The 18,355-nt window shown below is 69.4% G+C and carries 13 protein-coding genes; 6 read left to right on the top strand and 7 right to left on the bottom strand.

All coding sequences use genetic code 11. The features are described 5' to 3' along the window. The 3 genes from KQ310_RS05435 to KQ310_RS05425 all read right to left on the bottom strand — a co-directional run. Positions 1-3,845: chemotaxis protein CheB (locus KQ310_RS05435; protein ID WP_259720742.1), on the bottom strand; the 3,845-nt coding region annotated here is incomplete at its 3' end. Between the two features lie 306 nt (positions 3,846-4,151). Next, positions 4,152-4,700 carry a cupin domain-containing protein gene (locus tag KQ310_RS05430; RefSeq protein ID WP_311134704.1) on the bottom strand — a complete coding sequence of 183 codons (549 nt, stop codon included), beginning with the start codon at positions 4,698-4,700 and terminating at the stop codon, positions 4,152-4,154. Between the two features lie 30 nt (positions 4,701-4,730). Next, positions 4,731-4,955: a hypothetical protein gene (locus KQ310_RS05425; protein ID WP_259720741.1), complete on the bottom strand. Its 225-nt coding sequence runs from the start codon at positions 4,953-4,955 to the stop codon at positions 4,731-4,733. Here KQ310_RS05425 and KQ310_RS05420 point away from each other — a divergent pair. Genes KQ310_RS05420 through KQ310_RS05405 form a run of 4 tightly spaced genes read left to right on the top strand, consistent with a single transcriptional unit; the run spans position 4,948 to position 10,675 of the window. Continuing rightward, a complete protein-coding gene (locus KQ310_RS05420; RefSeq protein WP_311134703.1) occupies positions 4,948-6,606 on the top strand; it encodes a serine hydrolase in 1,659 nt (552 codons plus the stop codon). The two genes, KQ310_RS05425 and KQ310_RS05420, sit on opposite strands and share 8 nt — an antisense overlap. Positions 6,607-6,625: 19 nt before the next feature. Beyond that, positions 6,626-8,353 carry a class I adenylate-forming enzyme family protein gene (locus tag KQ310_RS05415; RefSeq protein ID WP_259720740.1) on the top strand — a complete coding sequence of 576 codons (1,728 nt, stop codon included), beginning with the start codon at positions 6,626-6,628 and terminating at the stop codon, positions 8,351-8,353. Positions 8,354-8,364: 11 nt separating this feature from the next. Further along, positions 8,365-9,636 carry a hemolysin family protein gene (locus tag KQ310_RS05410; protein ID WP_259720739.1) on the top strand — a complete coding sequence of 424 codons (1,272 nt, stop codon included), beginning with the start codon at positions 8,365-8,367 and terminating at the stop codon, positions 9,634-9,636. Between the two features lie 46 nt (positions 9,637-9,682). Next, complete coding sequence (locus KQ310_RS05405; protein WP_259720753.1) at positions 9,683-10,675, top strand: Gfo/Idh/MocA family protein; 993 nt, start codon at positions 9,683-9,685, stop codon at positions 10,673-10,675. Between the two features lie 3 nt (positions 10,676-10,678). On the opposite strand, the gene KQ310_RS05400 is transcribed toward KQ310_RS05405, so the two are convergent. Next, positions 10,679-13,972: a glycoside hydrolase family 15 protein gene (locus KQ310_RS05400; RefSeq protein WP_259720738.1), complete on the bottom strand. Its 3,294-nt coding sequence runs from the start codon at positions 13,970-13,972 to the stop codon at positions 10,679-10,681. Between the two features lie 89 nt (positions 13,973-14,061). Here KQ310_RS05400 and KQ310_RS05395 point away from each other — a divergent pair, with 89 nt between their 5' ends. Beyond that, on the top strand, positions 14,062-14,808 hold the full coding sequence (locus KQ310_RS05395; protein ID WP_259720737.1) for a WecB/TagA/CpsF family glycosyltransferase: 747 nt from the start codon (positions 14,062-14,064) through the stop codon (positions 14,806-14,808). A 52-nt stretch (positions 14,809-14,860) separates the two neighbouring features. On the opposite strand, the gene KQ310_RS05390 is transcribed toward KQ310_RS05395, so the two are convergent. Together KQ310_RS05390 and tgt are read right to left on the bottom strand one after the other, a co-directional pair. Further along, complete coding sequence (locus KQ310_RS05390) at positions 14,861-15,022, bottom strand: photosystem II reaction center protein K (RefSeq protein ID WP_370594667.1); 162 nt, start codon at positions 15,020-15,022, stop codon at positions 14,861-14,863. Positions 15,023-15,048: 26 nt separating this feature from the next. Beyond that, positions 15,049-16,176, bottom strand: a complete 1,128-nt coding sequence (gene tgt, locus KQ310_RS05385; RefSeq protein ID WP_399237711.1) for a tRNA guanosine(34) transglycosylase Tgt — start codon at positions 16,174-16,176, stop codon at positions 15,049-15,051. A 30-nt stretch (positions 16,177-16,206) separates the two neighbouring features. Between tgt and KQ310_RS05380 the strand changes: the two genes are divergently transcribed. Next, positions 16,207-17,067, top strand: coding sequence for an adenosylcobinamide-GDP ribazoletransferase (locus KQ310_RS05380; RefSeq protein ID WP_259720736.1), 861 nt, complete (start codon positions 16,207-16,209; stop codon positions 17,065-17,067). Here KQ310_RS05380 and KQ310_RS05375 read toward each other — a convergent pair. Continuing rightward, positions 17,024-18,154, bottom strand: a complete 1,131-nt coding sequence (locus KQ310_RS05375) for a sensor histidine kinase KdpD (protein WP_259720735.1) — start codon at positions 18,152-18,154, stop codon at positions 17,024-17,026. The genes KQ310_RS05380 and KQ310_RS05375 overlap by 44 nt on opposite strands. Positions 18,155-18,355: the final 201 nt, after the last annotated feature.

Here is an 18,355-nt window from a genome sequence, read left to right as displayed (position 1 = left end):
CGGCGCAGCAGGCGCCGCGCGCTGGCAGTGGCATTCATCGCATCGGTGAAGTATTGAAAGGTGTTGCCGCCCTGGCTCTTGATTCCGTACATCGCCGCATCGGCGGCGCGCAGAAAGTCGTCCACCGTGGTGGCGTCTTTGCCATAGATCGCCACCCCCACACTGGTGCCCACCTTGAGTTCCACATCCGCCGCCAGAATCGGTCGACTCAGTTCCAGCATCAGACGTTCCAGGATGGCGTCGAGTTCGTGCTGGTCGGCATAGCCGGCGATGATCACACCAAATTCATCGCCGCCCAGCCGGCCCACGTAATCCTTGCCGCTGCGGATTTCTTTCTGCAGGCGGGTGCCGATCGCGCACAGCACCTCATCGCCAGCGGCGTGGCCGTATTGGTCGTTGATGTCTTTGAAGTGATCCAGATCCACCCAGGCCAGGGCCAGGGGCAGCATCTCCCTGGAGGCCCTGGCGATCTCGCGATCGAGGGCTTCCGAGAAGCTGAGTCGGTTGAGCAGTCCGGTCGCGCCATCAAAGCGGGCCATCTGCTCCAGTTGCAGGGTCGATTCCCGCAGGCTGGTCACGTCCTGCAGGATCACCAGAACCACGGCCGTGGCGATGGTTCGCGGCAGCCGCCGCACCTCGGCGGTCACCCAGGGGGTGTCGCCATCCTTGCCCTTGAGCTGCAGGGTCCGGGTGGCGGCAAGGTCGTTGCCGCTGAGCACGTCTGCGGCGGCGGAGACAATCTCCTGCTCAAACCCCGGTGAGGAGATCAGGCTGATCGGAATGCCCTGGATCAACTGGGAATCCAGATTCACCAAGCTGCAGAGCGCTTCGTTGCCCATCACGACGCGATGCTGGTCATCGAGGATGGCTACACCGAAGACCTGGGTCTGGAACACCGCTTCGAAGATCGCGGACATGTCATGGGCCCGTTCTTCGGTGGCGCGCTGTTCGCTGATGTCGGCCAGGGTGCCCACCACGAAGGCGCTGTGATCGGGATTGGGGGTGTTGCTGGGGGCGTCCTTGCTGCCGGCGGCCTGCGGCTCAGCGTTGATCACCTTGGCTGTTTCGAGCACCCAGAGGGGCTGGCCATCGCGCCGGATCAGCTGATAGCGCACACTCCACTCATCGGGCGCTTGCCTGGCCTGGCTGACGCGGTCGCGGTCGGCTGGATCGATCGCCTCATCCAGCCGTTCAGGCTGCTCGAGCAGCTCGGCCATGCTCCAGCCGGTGAGGCTCTGCATGCGCTGGCTCACATAGCGAATCTCCTTCATATTTTGACCTCGCTTCCACACTGCCTCCTGCAGGGCATCGGTGAGCTGAGTGAATTCCTGCAGCGCTGATTCAGCGCTCTGGCGCAGAGAAACCAGCTCCGTCACATCGGTGAGCGTCACGATGGCGCCATGGCGGCCGCCGCGGTGGTCCTGATAGGGGAGGATCTGGGCGAGGTAGGCGATGCTGTTGCCTCGGGCTTCAATCGTCTCCCTGACGCCTCCATGGATCACCCGTTCAAGCGCCTCGCGCAGGTTCGGCAGGGGCACCGTGGTGGGAACACCGGGCAGCATCTGGCCGATGTCGCTCTCCACCAGGGCGAACACCCGCACGGCCAGCGGTGAGAAGCGGGTGACGCGCAGATTCTGGTCCACGATCACCATCCCCTGGCTCAACGACGACTGGATGTTCTCCATGTCGCCGTTCACCGCCTGCAGTTCGTCGGTGCGGGATCGCAGCTGCTGGTTGAGGATCCCCAGGGCCTCATTGGTGGCCTGCAATTCCTCGTTCGAGGCCTCCAGCTCCTCATTGGAGGATTGCAGCTCCTCCGACGACGCCTGCAGCTCCTCGGAGGAGGCCTCCAGCTCCTCGTTGGCGCTTTCCAGCTCGGACAGGGAACGGCGCAGCGAGTCCTGGCTGCTGAGCAGCTCGTTCTCCAGCCGCTCCACCTCTTGATCGAAGCTGGTGTCCCGTTCGATCAGGCGGCTCGGCAGCGGAGCCATGCTGCTGTCGGCGGGATTGTCCGCGATGAAGCTCAGAATCGTGAGGTTGCGATCCCCCGCCGTCAGGGGGCGGGCCTCGAGGCGCACCTTTCCCTCCAGTCCCTCCAGCTCCAGCGCCTGGCCGGTCACCGGCACCCCGTCGGCGCGGACGATCAGGAACAGGGCCCGCGCTTCAGCCTGCAGCTCCGGCCTCAGGTAGGAGCTGGCGGCGGTGGTGACCTGCCCCTCCGGCAGGCGGCAGTAGGGGGTGACGTTCCCCTGCACCTCCACCAGGTCGTGGTGTTCGTCGAGGATGAGGCAGGGATGGCACAGCTGGCGGAGCATGGCCTCCAGCAGGGTGACGTGCTGCTCCGGCACGTTCTCCCGCATGATCGCGACCCGGTTGCCGGCCGCGCCGCTGAACGCGGTCAGCACCCGTGGCTGGGTGCTACTGGTCAACGGCGGCAGCAGCCGCGTTGGATTGTCTCCTTCCTGCGTACGTCGATAGAGGTGCTGTTCGGCGCTGGCCACCTCAAAGCCAGGGGTGCGGCTGCTGAGCGATTCGGAGTTCCCCAGAAACAGCAGGCCGCCGGGCAGCAGGCCGTAGCGAAACAGGCTCAGCACCCGATCCCGCAGGGGGGTCGTGAAATAGATCAGCGTGTTGCGGCAGCTGATCAGGTCCAGCCGCGGGAAGGGTGGATCTTCCCCCACGTTGTGACGGGCGAACACGGCGCATTCACGCAGCATTTCGCTCAGCGCCATCTCGCCGTCGGAGAGGGTCAAGAACCGCTTGCAGAGGTCTTCCGGGATCGCCTTGGAGGCTGAGAGCGGATAGGTGGCCCGGCGGGCGATCGAGAGGCTCGCCTCATCGAGATCTGTGCCGAAGATCTTCAGATGGCGCGACAGATCGGCGGGGTGATCCAGCACCTGGCTCACCACCATGGCGATGGAATACACCTCCTCTCCGGTGGCGCAGCCCGGTACCCAGACGCGCAGGGGGTAGCCATCCACCTGCTTGGCGAGGTAGTGCCGCAGCTGAAGGCCGAGCTCGTTGAAGGCGTCGGGGTCCCGGAAAAACGCCGTCACCGTCACCAGGAGGTTTTCCGCCAGGGCGTGCGCCTCCAGCGGATCGGAACCCAGCAGGGGCAGGTATTCCTCGATCGAGCTCACCTGCCGGATCGCCATGCGCCGCCGCACCTGCCGGCGCAGGGTGGATTCCTTGTAGCGGGAGAAGTCGATGCCGATGGCGTGTTTCAGCTGCCGGCTGATCGTCGAGAGCATCACCGGCTCCGGCTCCGGCAGGGAGCGGCCGATCCAGTCGGCGCCGCTGCTCACCAGGGCGGCGAGGCGCTGGCCGATCTCGCGGGCGCTGAGCACCAGCTCGGCGCCACCGAGGGAGATGGCGGCCCGTGGCATGCCATCGAAGCGGGCGTTGTCCAGGGTCTGCACCAGGGTGAGCCCGCCGGCGGCCCGCACCGCCCGTAGCCCGCGGGCGCCATCGGAGCCGGTGCCGGAGAGCACCACCCCCACTGCCCGCTCCCCCCAGTGCTCGGCCAGGGATTCGAAGAGAACGTCCACGCTGGGGCTGGGCCCGAAGCGCGGCAGCGGGGCGGTGACGACCAACCGGTTCTTCTCCACCGCCACGTCGTGGTTCGGCGGACAGATGGCAATCGTGCCGGCCTGCAACGGCATGCCGTCCTCGGCCGCGACCACCTTGAGGGTGGTGGTATGGGCGACCAGATCCACCAGGAGGCTGCGGTGGTCGGGGGCGAGGTGCTGCGCCACCACGTAACTCACGCCCCCGCCCACCAGCAGGTACGTCACCAGCTCCTGCAGCGCTTCGAGGCCGCCGGCGGAGGCGCCCAGGCCCACCACGTAAGCAATCTCCTCATTGGCTGGCGCGGGCGAGGCTCCTGGAGCCTCAGGGGCGTCAGCGTTCTCCGGAGTGTCGGGCGTGGACGACGATCCAGGCAGATCAGGCTGCTCAGCTGGCTGCTGGTGGGAGGTTGGGTCGGCTGGCTGCTCGGATGAGGTTGGGTCCTCCTTGGGTTCGGATGTCTGCCTCGATCCCACTGAACCCGCCTCTTTCACGAAGCCTATGCAATGTTGCCATGGCTGGCATGGGGTTGTTGCAGACACTCAGATCTGGCCGGCGCTGAGTTGTGGTCGGGCAAGCAAGGCTCAGATCAGAGCCGGATCGGCGCCATCGGGGCGTTCGGCCAGCGGCAGATCAGCCAGCAGGTTGAAATCGGCGAAGTCGAATCCCGGTCCCACGCTGCAGTAACTGAGGCTCCAGTCCCCCATGCTGCGCGCCGCCTGCCACCAGTCGGCTGGGATCAGCTGCACAGGCTGCTGCTGGGGGTCTGCTGCATCGAGGCGGCCCAGCCGCAGGTGCTCGGTGCTGCCGCCCTGGGGCGGCAGGCGCAGCAGGTCGAGCGGTGCGCCGCCGCCGTGATACCAGAGCTCATCCGCCTGGCGGACCCGGTGCCAGCGACTCGATTCGCCCGCCTGCAGCAGGAAGGCGATCAGCGTGAGGCCGGCCCGCGGCTGGCCGTCGTCCTGCCGCACCACCCCCACCGCGGAGCGGTGCAGTTCCCGGTACCAGCCCCCCTCCGGATGGGGCTGCAGCTCCAGCTGGCGGATCAGTCGTGCCGGATCGGATGCCATGGGCGCCGTGGTCTTGCCCTGCCTAGCTTGCCGCTCAGGCCCCAGGTTGCAGGAGCGTTCCATGCCAGCACTCCCCCTTGCTGCTCGGCGGCCTCACGGCCCCCCTGCTGCGGTTTCAGGGGCCGTCGCTCCGATCACCAGGTGGTCTGAGGTGTCGGAAGGTGGCCTGGATTCGTTGCGGCGGCTGGGGATTGTGCTGGGGCTGGTGGGCCTGGTGGCGCCGCTGGCTGGTGCTGCTGCGGCTTCAGCGGCAGTGGCTTCAGCGGCAGCGACTTCAACAGCTCCGGCTGCACTGGCGCCGGTTTCAGCGTTGCCCATCTCAACGGTGCGGCTGGACCTGCCGGCTACCCCTTCCGGCTCCCATCCGGTGCTGGCTGCAGCACTCGCAGCCACAGCTCCCGTAGCCGCAGCGCCTGCAACGGAAGCCCAGGCGCAAGCGCAAGCCCAGGTGCAAGCCCAGGCCCAGGTCCAGGCGCAAGCCCAGGCACGCCTGGTGGCCGCCCTGGCTCGCCTCGATTCCCTCGCGGCCGACACGCTGCGGCGCACCGGCGTGCCGGGCCTGGCGATCGTTGTGGTGGCCGATGGCGAGGTGGTGTTCGCCAAGGGCTTCGGGCTGCGCCAGGTGGAGCGGCCCGATCCGGTGGATGCCGACACCGTGTTCCAGCTCGCCTCCCTCTCCAAGCCGCTGGCCAGCACCGTGGTGGCCGCCCTGGTGGGAGAAGGGCGCCTCTCCTGGGATGCGCCCGTGCGGCGCTATGTGCCGGAGCTGCGGCTCGGCCCGCCGGCCATCGCCGATGCGGTGACCCTGCGGGATCTGTTCAGCCATCGCAGCGGCCTGCCGGACCATGCCGGCGACGACCTCGAAGACATCGGCTTCGGCCGGATCGCCGTGATCGAGCGCCTGCGGTTCCTGCCCCTGGACAACCGCTTCCGCGCCAGCTATGCCTACACCAACCTCGGCTTCACCGCAGCGGCGGAGGCCGCGGCCCGCAGCGCCGGTCGCTCCTGGGAGGAGATCTCCGCCGAGCGGCTCTACCGGCCCCTCGGCATGGACCGCACCAGTTCCCGCCATGCCGACTTCCTGGCCCAGCCCAACCGGGCTTTGCTGCATGTGCGGCAGGGGGAGCGGTGGCAGGCCCTGTTCGACCGTGATGCGGATGTGCAGTCGCCGGCCGGCGGGGCGAGTGCTTCGGTGCGGGATCTGGCCCGTTGGATGGCGCTACAGCTGGCCGATGGACGCTTCGCGGGCCAGCAGGTGGTGGCGACCGAGGCGCTGGCCGACACCCATCGGCCCCAGATGGTGAGCAAGGCGCCGGCCGATCCCGCCCGCGACCATGCCGGCCTCTACGGACTCGGCTGGGGTGTGGGGTACGACGACCAGGGCCAGGTGCAGCTGAGCCACTCCGGTGCCTTCTTCCTCGGGGCCGCCACCACGGTGGTGCTGCTGCCGGCGCAGAAGATCGGCATCGTGGTGCTCAGCAACGCCCAGCCGGTGGGGGCGGTGGAAGCGTTGGCGCGCAGCTTCGTGGATCTGGTGCGGACGGGCACGATTCGGCGCGACTACCTGCCGGAGTTCGGCAAGGCCTTCGCCGCGATGATGGCCCAGCCCTATCCAGCGGTGGTGATCCCCCAGCGCCCGCAACCGGCGCGGCCGCCAGAGGCCTACACCGGTAGCTACGCCAACGATTACGTGGGCACCGCGGTGGTGCGTCTGGCAGGCAACGGTGCGGCGTCTGGTGGTGCCGCTGGCGCAGGCCGCGACCTGGTGCTGGAGCTGGGTCCTGCCCGCCGGCCCTTTGCCCTGGAGCACGTCAGCGGCGACACCTTCCGCTATCAGCCCACCGGTGAGAACGCCGACGGGGCCAGCGCCGTGGTCTTTGCGCCCGGACCCGGCGGCCGTGCCACCAGCGTGCGGATCGACAACCTCAACCTCCAGGGTCAGGGGACCCTGCGGCGCCAGGATCCCTGAAGAGCCGCGCCCAGCCGCCGTGACCTCCTCCTCCGTTCTGCAGGGTCCGCCCCTGGCCTGCCACACCCCGCTGGAGCAGTTGCTGCACCGCGGGCTCCAGCACCCTGATCCCAAGCGGCCGGCCCTGATCAGCCGACGGGGGGTGATCGGCTGGCAGGAGCTGGATAGCCGCAGCGCCCGCCTGGCCAGCCACTACCTCCACCTCGGCCTGCAGCGCGGCGACCGGGTCGCGTCGCTGCTGCCAAACCGGCTGGCGGTGATGCTGCATCTGCTGGCCTGTCTGCGGGCCGGCCTGGTGGCCACCCCGCTGAACTACCGCTACACGCCGGCGGAGCTCGATTACGCCCTCGAGCTCAGCGGCGCCCGGCTGCTGCTGTTCCATGCCGAGCGGCTCGCCGATGTGGCCGCCAGTGTCCAGGTCGCTGCCCTGCCCCTGGGCACTCTGATCTATGGCGCGGAGTCGGCTGGGCTCGGTCGCGGTGGGGGCGACGGTGGCGGTGGCGAGCCGCTGGTGGTGGCGGGTCTGAGTCGGCCGCCCCGTTGCTTCGAGGATCTGCTGCCCCCTTCGCCGGCTGGCCTGCAGCCGGAGGTCGCTGGGGCAGGTGCGCCGCCGCACGACGACGACCCGGCCATCCTCTATTTCACGTCCGGCAGTACGGCCCGGCCCAAGGGCGTCACCCACAGCCGCCGCAGCCTCGCCGCCGTGCTCTCCAGCACCGCCCAGGGCCTGGGCTTCACGCCGCACGACACCTACCTGGCCGGCACCTCCATGGCCCACATCGGCGGCTCCACCAGTGCCCTGGCCGCCCTGCTGGCGGGCAGCACCGTGGTGCTCGCCCGCAGCAGCGACAGCGAAGAGATCCGCTGGCTTCTTGACCAGACCAGCCCCACGGTGCTGAAGCTGCTGCCGGCGGCCCTGTTTTCCCTGGTGCGCGATCCGGCGATCCGCCCCACTGATTTCACGGGCCTGCGGCTGTGCGTATCCGGGGGGGATCACATCCCGTCGGAGCTGCAGACGGAGTTCCGCGCCGTGGCCGGTTTCCCGGTGAATGAGCTCTACGGCATGAGCGAGGTGGGCATGGTCATCCTCAATCCGCCCGGTCAGGCCCTGCGGCCCGGCTCCCTCGGCAGGCCCGGTCCTGGTGTGGCGATGCAGCTGCGCCGGCCCGATGGCAGCTCCTGCGCCACGGGGGAAGCCGGCGACCTCTGGATCCGCACCGACGGTTGCATGAGCGGCTACTGGAACAATCCCGAGGCCACCGCCGCCGTGCTGGTCGACGGCTGGCTGGCCAGCGGCGACGTGATGCAGGCAGACGCCGACGGCTACCTCTGGTTCGACGGCCGGCGCAAGCAGATCATCGTGCACGACAGCTCCAACATCTGCCCCCAGGACGTGGAAGACGTGCTGCTCGAGCACCCCGCCGTGGCCGGCGCGGGCGTGGTGGGGATCCACGATCTGGTGCACGGCGAAGACGTGCGCGCCTACATCTGCCTGCGCGGCCCCGTCGCCGATCAGCAGGCCCTGGAGCGGGAGCTGATCGGCTTTGCCCGCGACCGCATCGGTTACAAGGCTCCTGAGCAGATCGTGGTGCTCGACGACCTGCCGATCAACGCCACCGGCAAGGTGGACCGCCTCGCCCTCAAGCGCCTGGCGGAATCCGAAGCCAACCCCCGATCCGAGGCCACCCCCAGATCCGGCGCCACTCCCATCGATCAGGTCGCGCCGACGGGCCTAGCCTCCACCTAAACGCCCCCTCCATGCGGTTTCTGGCCCTGGCCATCCTCCTGGCATTGCTGGCCTTTTTTGCTGCCGGGGAGCTGGCCCTGATCCGTCTGCGGCCCAGCCGGGTGCAGCAGCTGATGGAGGCCGGTGAGCCGGGCGCCGCCGCGGTGGGGCGACTGCAGCACCGGTTGCGCCGGGCGCTGGTCGCCACCCAGCTCGGCACGGCTCTGGCCCTGGTGGCCCTGGGCTGGACCGGCCGCGATCTGGTGGATGGGATGCAGCCCTTCGCCTCCGCTGCTCCGGAGCTGCGGCCCTGGCTTCTGGCCGTGGTGTTTCTGGTGCTGGTGCTGCTGGCCACCCTCCTGGGCGGCCTGGTGCCGAAGGCCTGGGTGCTGCATCAGCCCGAGCTCTCCGCCCTGCGCCTGGCGCCGTTGCTGGAATCGGTGAACCGCACCCTGGGGCCGCTGCTGCTGCTGATCGAGCGCCTCGGGGGCCTGCTGCTGCGCCTGTTCGGCCTGCCCCGCAACTGGGATGAGCTGGTGCCGGTGCTGTCGGCCGGGGAGCTCGAGACCCTGATCGAGAGCGGCAGCGTCACCGGATTGCAGCCCGATGAGCGCAACATCCTCGAGGGGGTGTTCTCCCTGCGGGACACCCTGGTGCGGGAGGTGATGGTGCCCCGCTCCGGCATGGAGACCCTGCCGGTGGGCGTCACCTTCGGCGAGATGATGGATGCGGTGCATGCCACCCACCACGCCCGCTTCCCGGTGATCGGCCAGTCGCTCGACGACGTGCATGGCCTGCTCGACCTGCGGCGCCTGGCCGAACCGATCGCCCGCGGGCTGCTGCAGCCCGATTCGCGGCTGGATCCCTTCGTGGTGCCCGTGCAGCTGGTGCAGGAAAGTGCCTCCCTGGCCGATCTGCTGCCGCTGATCCGCAGCGGCCATCCGCTGCTGGTGGTGGTGGATGAGCACGGCGGCACCGAGGGGCTGGTCACCGTGGCCGATCTCACCGGCGAGATCGTGGGGGAAGAGGATGGCTCCCAGGCCGATGCCAACGACCTGATGCAGCTCCAGGACGACGCCTGGTCGGTGGCGGGAGACCTGGAAATCTTCGAGCTCAATCGCCAGTTGGGGCTGCGCCTGCCTGAGGCGGAGGGGCATCACACCCTGGCGGGCTTCCTGCTGGAGCGGCTCCAGCACATTCCCGCCCCCGGCGAGGGTCTGGGCTGGAAGGGCTACCAGTTCACCGTGGTCACCATGGATGGCCCTCGCATCGACCGGGTGCGGATCAACCGGCGCCCCGGCTGAGTCCCGGATGCCCTGCGATGATCCCGCTGTGGTGAGGCCTGCCGACATGAAGCCCGTCAAGGTTGGTGTGATCGGCATCGGCAACATGGGCTGGCATCACGCCCGTGTGCTCAGCCTGCTGCGCGACGCCGAACTGGTGGGGGTGGCCGATCCTGATGAGGCCCGCGGGCAGCTCGCCGTGGAGCAGTTCGGTTGCCGCTGGTTCGCGGATTACGCCGACATGATCGAGCACGTGGAGGCGGTCTGCATCGCCGTTCCCACCCTGCTGCACCACCGGGTCGGTCTCACCTGCCTGGAGGCGGGGTTGCACGTGCTGATCGAGAAGCCGATCGCGGCCAGCCAGGAGGAGGCGGCTGAGCTGATCCAGGCCGCCTCCGCCACGACCCGCCTGCTGCAGGTGGGTCACATCGAACGCTTCAATCCCGCCTTCCGCGAACTGCTCAAGGTGGTGGCCAACGAGGAGGTGGTGGTGCTGGAGGCCCGCCGCCATAGCCCCAACGCCGATCGGGCCAATGATGTGTCGGTGGTGCTGGATCTGATGATCCACGACATCGACCTCGTGCTGGAGCTGGCCGGTGCTCCGGTGGTGCGCCTGGCGGCGGCCGGCGGCCGCAGCGCCGATGGGCCGATCGACTACGTCAACGCCACCCTCGGCTTCGCCAATGGCGTGGTGGCCAGCCTCACGGCCAGCAAGATGGCCCATCGCAAGATCCGCAGCCTCAGCGCCCACTGCCGCCGCAGCCTGATGGAGACCGACTTCCTCAACCACAACCTGCGCATCTATCGCCGCTCCCACGGCTCGGTGAGCGCCGAACACGGCGAGCTGGTGTATCGCAACGATGGCTTCATCGAGGAGGTGAGCACCACCTCGATCGAACCGCTCTACGCCGAGCTCGAGCACTTCCTCCAATGCGTGCGGGGCGTCGAAACCCCTGCAGTCGATGGCCTGCAGGCTTCCCGCGCCCTGCAGCTCGCCGATCTGATCGAGCAGTGCGTCGAACAGCCCAACCTCTGCATGGCGCTGGACGCGCCGATCTGAGGCTCAGGCTGGCTGTTGGGCTTCAGAGGGCTTTTCGCCTTCAGAGGGCTGTTCGGCCTCAATCCTCTGTTCGGCTTCGGTGAGTTCCCGCAGGGCCTGCAGCTGCCAGCGCCGGCAGGCGGCCGGCGAGGCGTTGTAGAAGCGATCCCAGGCATCGGCCTTGTGCAGGCCGTAATCGGTGGCGGGCACATCGGGATGGTTCTGCTGCCAGCCGACACGCACCGCGTGGCCGATCACCACATCGAGGGCGAGGGCGTCGTCGAAGTGAACCTGGGGGTTGGCCCCCACAAAGGCCATCAGGGTGATCAGGGTCTCGATGCAGAGGCGCCGGTATTCAGTCGCCTCGATCTTGCTGAGCAGGTGTTCCACCAGGGTGGCGAAGTTCCGTTCGCCCGGGGTCTTCTCGCTCAGCAGTGGGGCGCTCTCCAGCCGGTTGCGGCGCTCCAGCTTGTCGCCGATCACCAGGCCGTCGCAGTGGTGCAGCAGATCCCAGATGCCGGCATAGAAATCGCGCGGCACCCGCTGCAGCGTCCCCATCCGCTGGCGGTGTTGCAACCAGCTTCCGCCCTTGGGCAGCTCCTCGAGCGGATCGGGCGCTTCCCAGCGCACGCGGCCTCGCACATGCAGGTGTTCCTTGCGTTGCAGGGAGGCGCGGGCGTGCTCCACATCGGCGAGCAGATCCCGCAAGCGGCGACGCAGGCTGTGGGGCGGCAGGCTGCAGAGCGCCTCGAAGGCATCGCTCTGGTTGAGCTCGTGCTCCGTGGCCAGCTCGCCGGTGAGCAGCAGCAGCAGCTGGCCCAGCTGCAGGGTGAGGCTGCCGCTCAGCAGGGTCGGCTCCAGCCGTGCCAGCCCGTCGAGGGCGAGCAGCAGTTCCTGCTGCAGCATCCATTCGCGGCCGTCGTCGCCGCTGTAGCGGCGGATCCGCTCGCCGATCACCAGGCTGCTGGCCGGTTCGGTGATCAGGGAGTCGTGGGTGTAGTTGCGCCCCACCACCAGCTGCTTCTGCCGCACCAGCAGGTCGGTGAGGGCATCCTCGAGCTGGGGATGCACCAGCCCCATCACGCCGGCGCAACGGCGCACCACATTCCAGTTGCCCTCGGCCAGGGCCCGCCTGTACACCTCGTCCACCAGCAGCGGCAGCCGCAGGGGCGCGCCGCGGCCAGGCCCCTGCAGCACGGCGTGATTGCCGAGTCGCCGCACCAGCTGCTCCAGCACTTCGCTCTGCTCCTCCAGGGAGGTGCTGGCCCAGAGCCGCTCCGCCAGGCTGGAGATCGGCGTCTGCTGCAGTTCCAGCTCCTGCTCCTGCTGGGCGGTGAGCGGCTGCCGGCTGGTGCTGGCGCGCAGGGGGAGCTGGCTCGGGGGCGCCGGTGCCAGGGGGGTGGGGAGATCGGCGGGGAGCTCCACCAGGTTGAGCTGGTCCAGCACGGCCTCCAGGGGAGCGAGCTGTACCGGCACCCCCTCGATCTCGCCCGACTGGAGGGCGCGCCCCAGCCGCAGGAAGGCCTCCGGGTCGCGGTGGAAGGGGCCGGCGGCGACAGGCACCAGCAGCAGCGGCAACCGCTGGCTGCGCCAGTTGCGCTGCAGCAGCCGCAGCTCGCTGCACACCGCATCGGCCAGCTGCTCGGGATCATCGGCCAGGTAGAAGGTGCCCTCCTCCAGCACGGCCGGCAGGTAGGCGTGCAGCATCCCGGCCTGGCGGTAGAGCCGGGCCGTGGCCATGGTCTCGATCCGCACCGGCGGATGGCCGCTCAGCCCCAGCTGGGGGTTGGCGCCCACCGCCGCCAGCTGGCGGCCCAGCTCCCGCGAGCTGCCCAGCCGCACGCTGTCGTTGCTGCGGGTGATCGGCAGGCCCGCCTGCTCGAGCGCGGTCGCAATCGTGGCATCGGCCGGCACCAGGCTGACCAGCACCCGCTCGGCTCCGAGCGGCTGCGGCTGGCGGCGGCCGCTGGGGTCGAGGTCTGCGGGGGTGATCAGCCCGTGCAGCAGCAGGTCTCCCAGCCAGGTGAGGCTCTGGGTCCAGAGCAGCGGCACGTTCTCGTTCGGTTCGCGTTCCTGGCTGCCGGGGATGGCCCGTTCGGCCTGGATCGCCTGCTTCGGCACCAGGTAGAGCTCCGGCAGCAGCAGCACCCCGTCCACCTCCACACTCACGGCCCGCAGGCGCTCACGCCAGCTGCGGGCCTCCTCCCAGCGGCCTTCGCAGCAGGCCGTGACCAGCTCGTAGGCGAGGAACAGGGGCCACTCGGATTCGATGTGCTCGAACTGGGCCAGCTCCTCGCGTTCGTAGTGCAGGCGGGTCACGTCTTCCACCACCGTCTGATGGCCGTCGCGGCGAAAGCGCTTGTAGCCGTAGGCGCCGCCCAGGTCGCGGCGGATGCGATGGCGGGTCCGTTCCACCAGGTCTGGATCTTCCACCGCCCAGGCGGGATAGCCGATCACCGACAGGCAGGCGCTGTCGGCCTCCTTGCTGGCGGATTCGCGCGGCAGCAGGTTGAGCAGCGCCTGACGCAGGCGCACGATCGCGTCGTGGGGAATGGTGAGGCGGCAGCTGCCGTCGCCGTGCGGACCGTACAGATCGAGATCCTCCAGGGCTTCGAGGGCCGCCTTGACCAGGCCGATCGAGCTGGCGTTCCGTTCCGGCAGGCCGTGATTGCCCTTGTCACCCCGCTCCCAGATGCCGTAGTCGGCCACGCGGTAGGCCCGCGCCACGTAATACACCAGGTTCTGGATGAAGTCGCGCTCGTGGCTGGTCTGCACGATCACCAGGCCCGAGCGGGTCAGCTGGGCCAGTTGCAGCAGAAACAGGGCGGTGGCGTCCAGCTGCAGATGGCCCCAGCCGTCGTCCGGCACCACCGGCTCGCCGCTGTTGGTGTCGAACTTGGCGTGGATGGCGTCGAACCGGTCGAGGCTGGTCTTGAAGCGCTCCACTTTTGCCGCCTGCCGCAGCATCACGTTCAGCAGGCCGCGCATCAGCTGCAGCACCCGTTGCTGGAGTTCGTGGCTGCGGCGGCTGCTGCCGTGCAGGCGCTGGTGGGCCAGGGCCAGTCCCCAGACGCACTGGATCGAATAGACGCAATCGCGCACCCAGGCATCGCCGTAGTTGCCGTGCACGGTGTTGGCGGTGCTGGCCGGCAACAGTCCGGTGATCGGATGCTGGCGGCGCAGCACCACCTGTTCGATCTGCTGATCCAGTTCCTTGAGAAAGGCCTGAGCCTCCAGGCTGGCCTCCTCGCCGTTCGCGTTCGGCGGCAGGGGCTCTGGCATCAGGAGCCGGTCGGAGGAGGCGCTGGAGATCGTCATGCTGGGCCCTCAGCGGGTGCCGCCTCTGAATCCCCACAGGTGGGTTTCAGGCGTGAGCCATAGATTCTCTCGCGCAGCGAACCAGGCCCATGGCAGCGAAGGCGACCGATCCCCGCCGCACCCGGGTGCTGGACGTGCCGGTGGATGTGTGCCCGGATGTGTTTGAGGCGGCTCTGGCGCTGCTGCCGCGGGGCGGCGGCCAGATCGTCACCCTCAATGCCGAGATGACGATGGCGGCCCTGGCGGATCCGCAGCTGGGGGCGGCGATCGAGGCGGCGACGCTGGTGATCCCCGATGGCGCCGGCGTGGTCTGGGCGCTGGGGCGCCAGGGCTTGCGGGTGCGCCGCGCCCCGGGCATCGAGCTGGCCCATCGCCTGCTCGTCCACGCCTCCACCCATGGCTGGCGGGTGGCTCTGGTGGGCGCCAGCCCGGAGGTGATGGAACGGCTGTGCGAACGGCTCCGCCGCGACCTGCCGGCTCTGCAGCTGGCCTTTTCGGTCCATGGATTTCAGAGCGCTGAAGCGTGGCCGGGCCTGCAGCAGCAGTTGCTCGACGCCAGGCCGGATCTGGTGCTGGTGGCCCTGGGGGTACCGCGCCAGGAAACCTGGATCCAGCACGTTCCAGGCCGCAGGGGTGGCCTGTGGATGGGCGTCGGCGGCAGTTTTGATGTCTGGGCCGGGGTCAAGACACGCGCACCCCAGTGGATGGGAGCGCTTCACATCGAATGGCTCTACCGGCTGATTCAGGAACCGAGCCGCTGGCGGCGGATGCTGGCGCTGCCGGCCTTCGCATGGGCCGTGCTGCGCCATGGAGTGAAGCGGCCGCCGGGGTACTGAACGCCCGTGGCGATCTGCTCAGTGGCGATCCGTTCAGTGTCGATCCGCTGGATCAGCGGAAACCCACCGAGGCTTGCCACACGAAGGCAAGCAGCAGGAAGAACAGGGGGATGATCGGCAGGATGTCCACCAGGGGGCCGAACGCCTGGTAGGCCTCGGGCAGCTGGGCCATGGTGTGGAGGGCGGAGCCGGCCAGCAGCGAGGAGAGAGCCATCCCTGAAACAGTGTGGTGGTCGGAACCTACCACGTGTGTGCGGCCGGGGAATTCGGCTCCCACGGAGCGAAATCCTCTGCAAAACAACCGTCCTGGATCGCCTGCGCCATGGCGGAGGTGAAGCGGATCAAGGTGGTGATGTTGTGCAGGCTGAGCAGCGTGCGGCCAAGCATCTCGCCGCTGCGGATCAGGTGGTGCAGATAGGCGCGGCTGTGTTGGCGGCAGGCCAGGCAGCTGCAGCTCGGATCGAGGCGGGTGTGGTCGTGGCGGAAGCGGGCATTGCGCAGATTCCAGCGCTCGCCCCCCACCAGGGCGGTGCCGTGCCGCCCCAGCCGGGTGGGCAGCACGCAGTCGAATAGATCGAAGCCGTGGGCCACCGCGATCGCCATTTCCCGCAGGCTGCCCACGCCCATCAAGTAGTGGGGCTTGGCTTCCGGCAGCAGCGGCGCCACCAACCGCACGATCCGGTGCATCTCCTCGGCCGGCTCGCCCACGCTCACTCCGCCCACGGCGATGCCGGGCAGGTCCATCGCCGCCACCACCCGGGTGGATTCCTGGCGTAAGTGCGGGTAGCAGCCCCCCTGGGCGATGCCGAACAGGGCCTGATCCGTTCGGTTGTGGGTGCTCAGGCAGCGCTCCAGCCAGTGGTGGGTGCGGCGGCAGGCCGCGGCCACCTCGGTTTCACTGGCCGGATAGGGAGGGCACTGGTCGAAGGCCATGGCCACGTCGGCCCCCAGGGCCATCTGGATCTCGATCGCCCGCTCGGGGGTGAGCTGGATGCGGGCGCCGTCGCGGGGGGAGCGAAACACCACGCCGCTGTCATCGATCTTGTTGATCGCCCCGAGGCTGAACACCTGAAAGCCGCCGGAATCGGTGAGCAGGGGGCCGTCCCAGGCCATGAAGCGGTGCAGCCCACCGGCCTCGGCCACCACCTGCTCGCCCGGCTGCAGGTGCAGGTGATAGGTGTTGGCCAGCACCATCTGGCTGCCGGTTGCGGCCAGCTGGGGTGTGGTGACTCCCTTCACGGTGGCGGCGGTGCCCACCGGCATGAACCGGGGCGTCTCGACGACGCCGTGGGGGGTGTGGAAGCGGCCGCAGCGGGCCCGGGTGCACGGGCAGCGGGCGGTGATCGCGAAGGAGAATGGGGGCTCGATGGCGCCGTGGTGGTGCTTCGCCGACGCTACGTGCCGCGTTCTTCACCTCCCGCCTCGGCACCACAACCCAACCCCGCCGGACGAGATGGCTGGCTGGCGGATCTGGCCGGCGCCTGGATCTTCTATTCGGTGTTGCCGGCCTGGCCCTGGCTGCGGCCCAGCTTCAGCCGGATCGCCCGCTTCGCGCCCTGGATCGGACTGGTGCTGGGCGGGCTGCAGGCGATGGTGTGGCTGCTGCTGGCGGGGCGGGCGCCGGCCCTCACCCAGGCGGCCCTGGTGATCGTGCTGGGCCTGGCGCTCAGCGGCGGCCTGCACAGCGATGGCGCCATGGACACCGCCGATGGGCTGGCCGCCGGCGATCGCTGCCTCGAGGCCATGGCCGACAGCCGGGTGGGGGCCAGTGGCGTGCAGGCCTTTGCCCAGCTGCTGCTGGTGCGGCTCGCCGCCCTGGTCTGGCTGGCTGCCGCCGCCGCGGCCGCTGCCCCGGCCGCCCTGGTGTGGGCCGCCTTCTGGGCGCGGCTCTCCCCCCTGATCGCCATGGACCGCTTTCCCTACCGCAGTGCCCGCGGCACGGGTGCGTTCCACCGCCATCACTGGCGCGGCCTGGCGCTGGAACTGCGGCCGTCGCTGCTGGTGCTGGCCGGGGTTGTGCTGTTGTTGGCGGCCGCTGGGGCGGCGGGAGTCAGCCCCGGCGAGGCCCCGCACCCCTGGCTGCCCCTGCTGGCCGGAGCGGTGGGGGTGCTGCCGGCGGTGCTGGTGCCCCTGCGGCTGGGCCGGCGGCTCGGCAGCCATAGCGGCGACAGCTACGGCGCCTGTGTGGAGTGGGTGGAGGCCCTCAGCCTGCTGCTCACGGCTGCGCTGCTGGCGCTTCTGCCGCTGCGGGCAGGCTGAGCCGGAAGCCGTTGCCCTGCGGCGGCAGGGCTGGATCGACACGGCACGGAGGGATCAGCAGCTCCAGGTCGCCGCCGATCTGGCGGGCCAGGTCCTGGCCCAGGGCCAGGCCAAGCCCGGTGCCGGGGAGTTGCTGGCCGGCCTGGCCGCGCACGCCGCGCCCGAAGATCGCCTGCCGCTCCGGCTCGGGAATCGCGGGGCCGGAGTCCCACACGGTGAGGCTGAGTCGCCCGTCGCTCCGGCCGACATGCAGGCCCACGGCCGCTCCGGCGGGGCTGTAGCGGAAGGCGTTTTCCAGCAGGTTGGCGAGGATTTCGGCCACGGCACCGCTATCTCCGCGCCAGCTCGGCAGCGACGTCGGGCCCTGCCAGGGCCGCTGCTGCAGTGCCGCCGTGGCGGCGGCCCGCTGCAGCAGCGGCTCCAGCACCTCCTCCAGCGGCTGGCCTTCCGGTCCGGCGAGCCCAGGCGGCAGCAGCAGGGGCGTGGTGCCGCTGCTGCCTGCCAGGGCCTCCGGTGGCGCCAGGGCACTGATCGCTTCCACGTAGCGGTTCAGTTGGCGTTCCTCCGCCAGCAGGCCGTCCACCAGGGGGCGGCTGCTGCTGTCCTGCTCAAGCCGGCGCCGCAGCAGCTGGGCGAAGGTGCGCAGGGCGGCGAGGGGATTGCGCAACTGATGGATCAGCAGCCGCAGCTGTTCGTCCTGGCGCTGCTGGCGCTGCAGAAGATGTTGCCGTTCCAGATCGATCCGCAGGGCTTCGGTGAGGCAGTGGGCCACCGCCTCGAGGCGCTCCACCAGCGGCATCGGCCAGCTGAGGCTGCGACTCTCCACCTGCAGGGCCCCAAGCAGGGCCCGGTCGTGGCGCAGGGGCAACCAGCGGCGGCCTTCGGCGGGCATCTGCAGGGTGCGATCCGAGGCCACCGCCGGCAGGGCTCGGCCATCGCGGGGCCATTGGCCCACCGGCATCAGGCTGAGGCGGCCGTCTGCCCCGGGCAGGGCCAGATACACCACCACGGACCGCAGGTCGTCCCGGTCGGCGAACTGGGCCAGCTGGCTGGTCAGCAGGGCCAGAAACCGCTCGGAGACCTGCATTAGCAGAGGCGGCGAGGGGGTTCGCGGAAGAAGTCTGGGAGGGACGTTGAAAATCCCAGAAAAAGTCTTAAGATCCTGGTATCGACCAATACTTCCCAGTCCGCGAGCGGACGGTAAGTCGCAGTCGTCACAGCCAACATGTTGCGCTTCTCCGCAAATGAGGCTACAGCAGAGCCAGGTTCGCCTCCCTCTCCTGGTCTG

It is taken from the genome of Synechococcus sp. CS-1328, assembly GCF_025128095.1.
Classification (GTDB): Bacteria; Cyanobacteriota; Cyanobacteriia; order PCC-6307; family Cyanobiaceae; genus CBW1002.
Note: the sequence above shows the minus strand (reverse complement) of the source record. Positions and strands in the feature narration are given on the sequence as shown.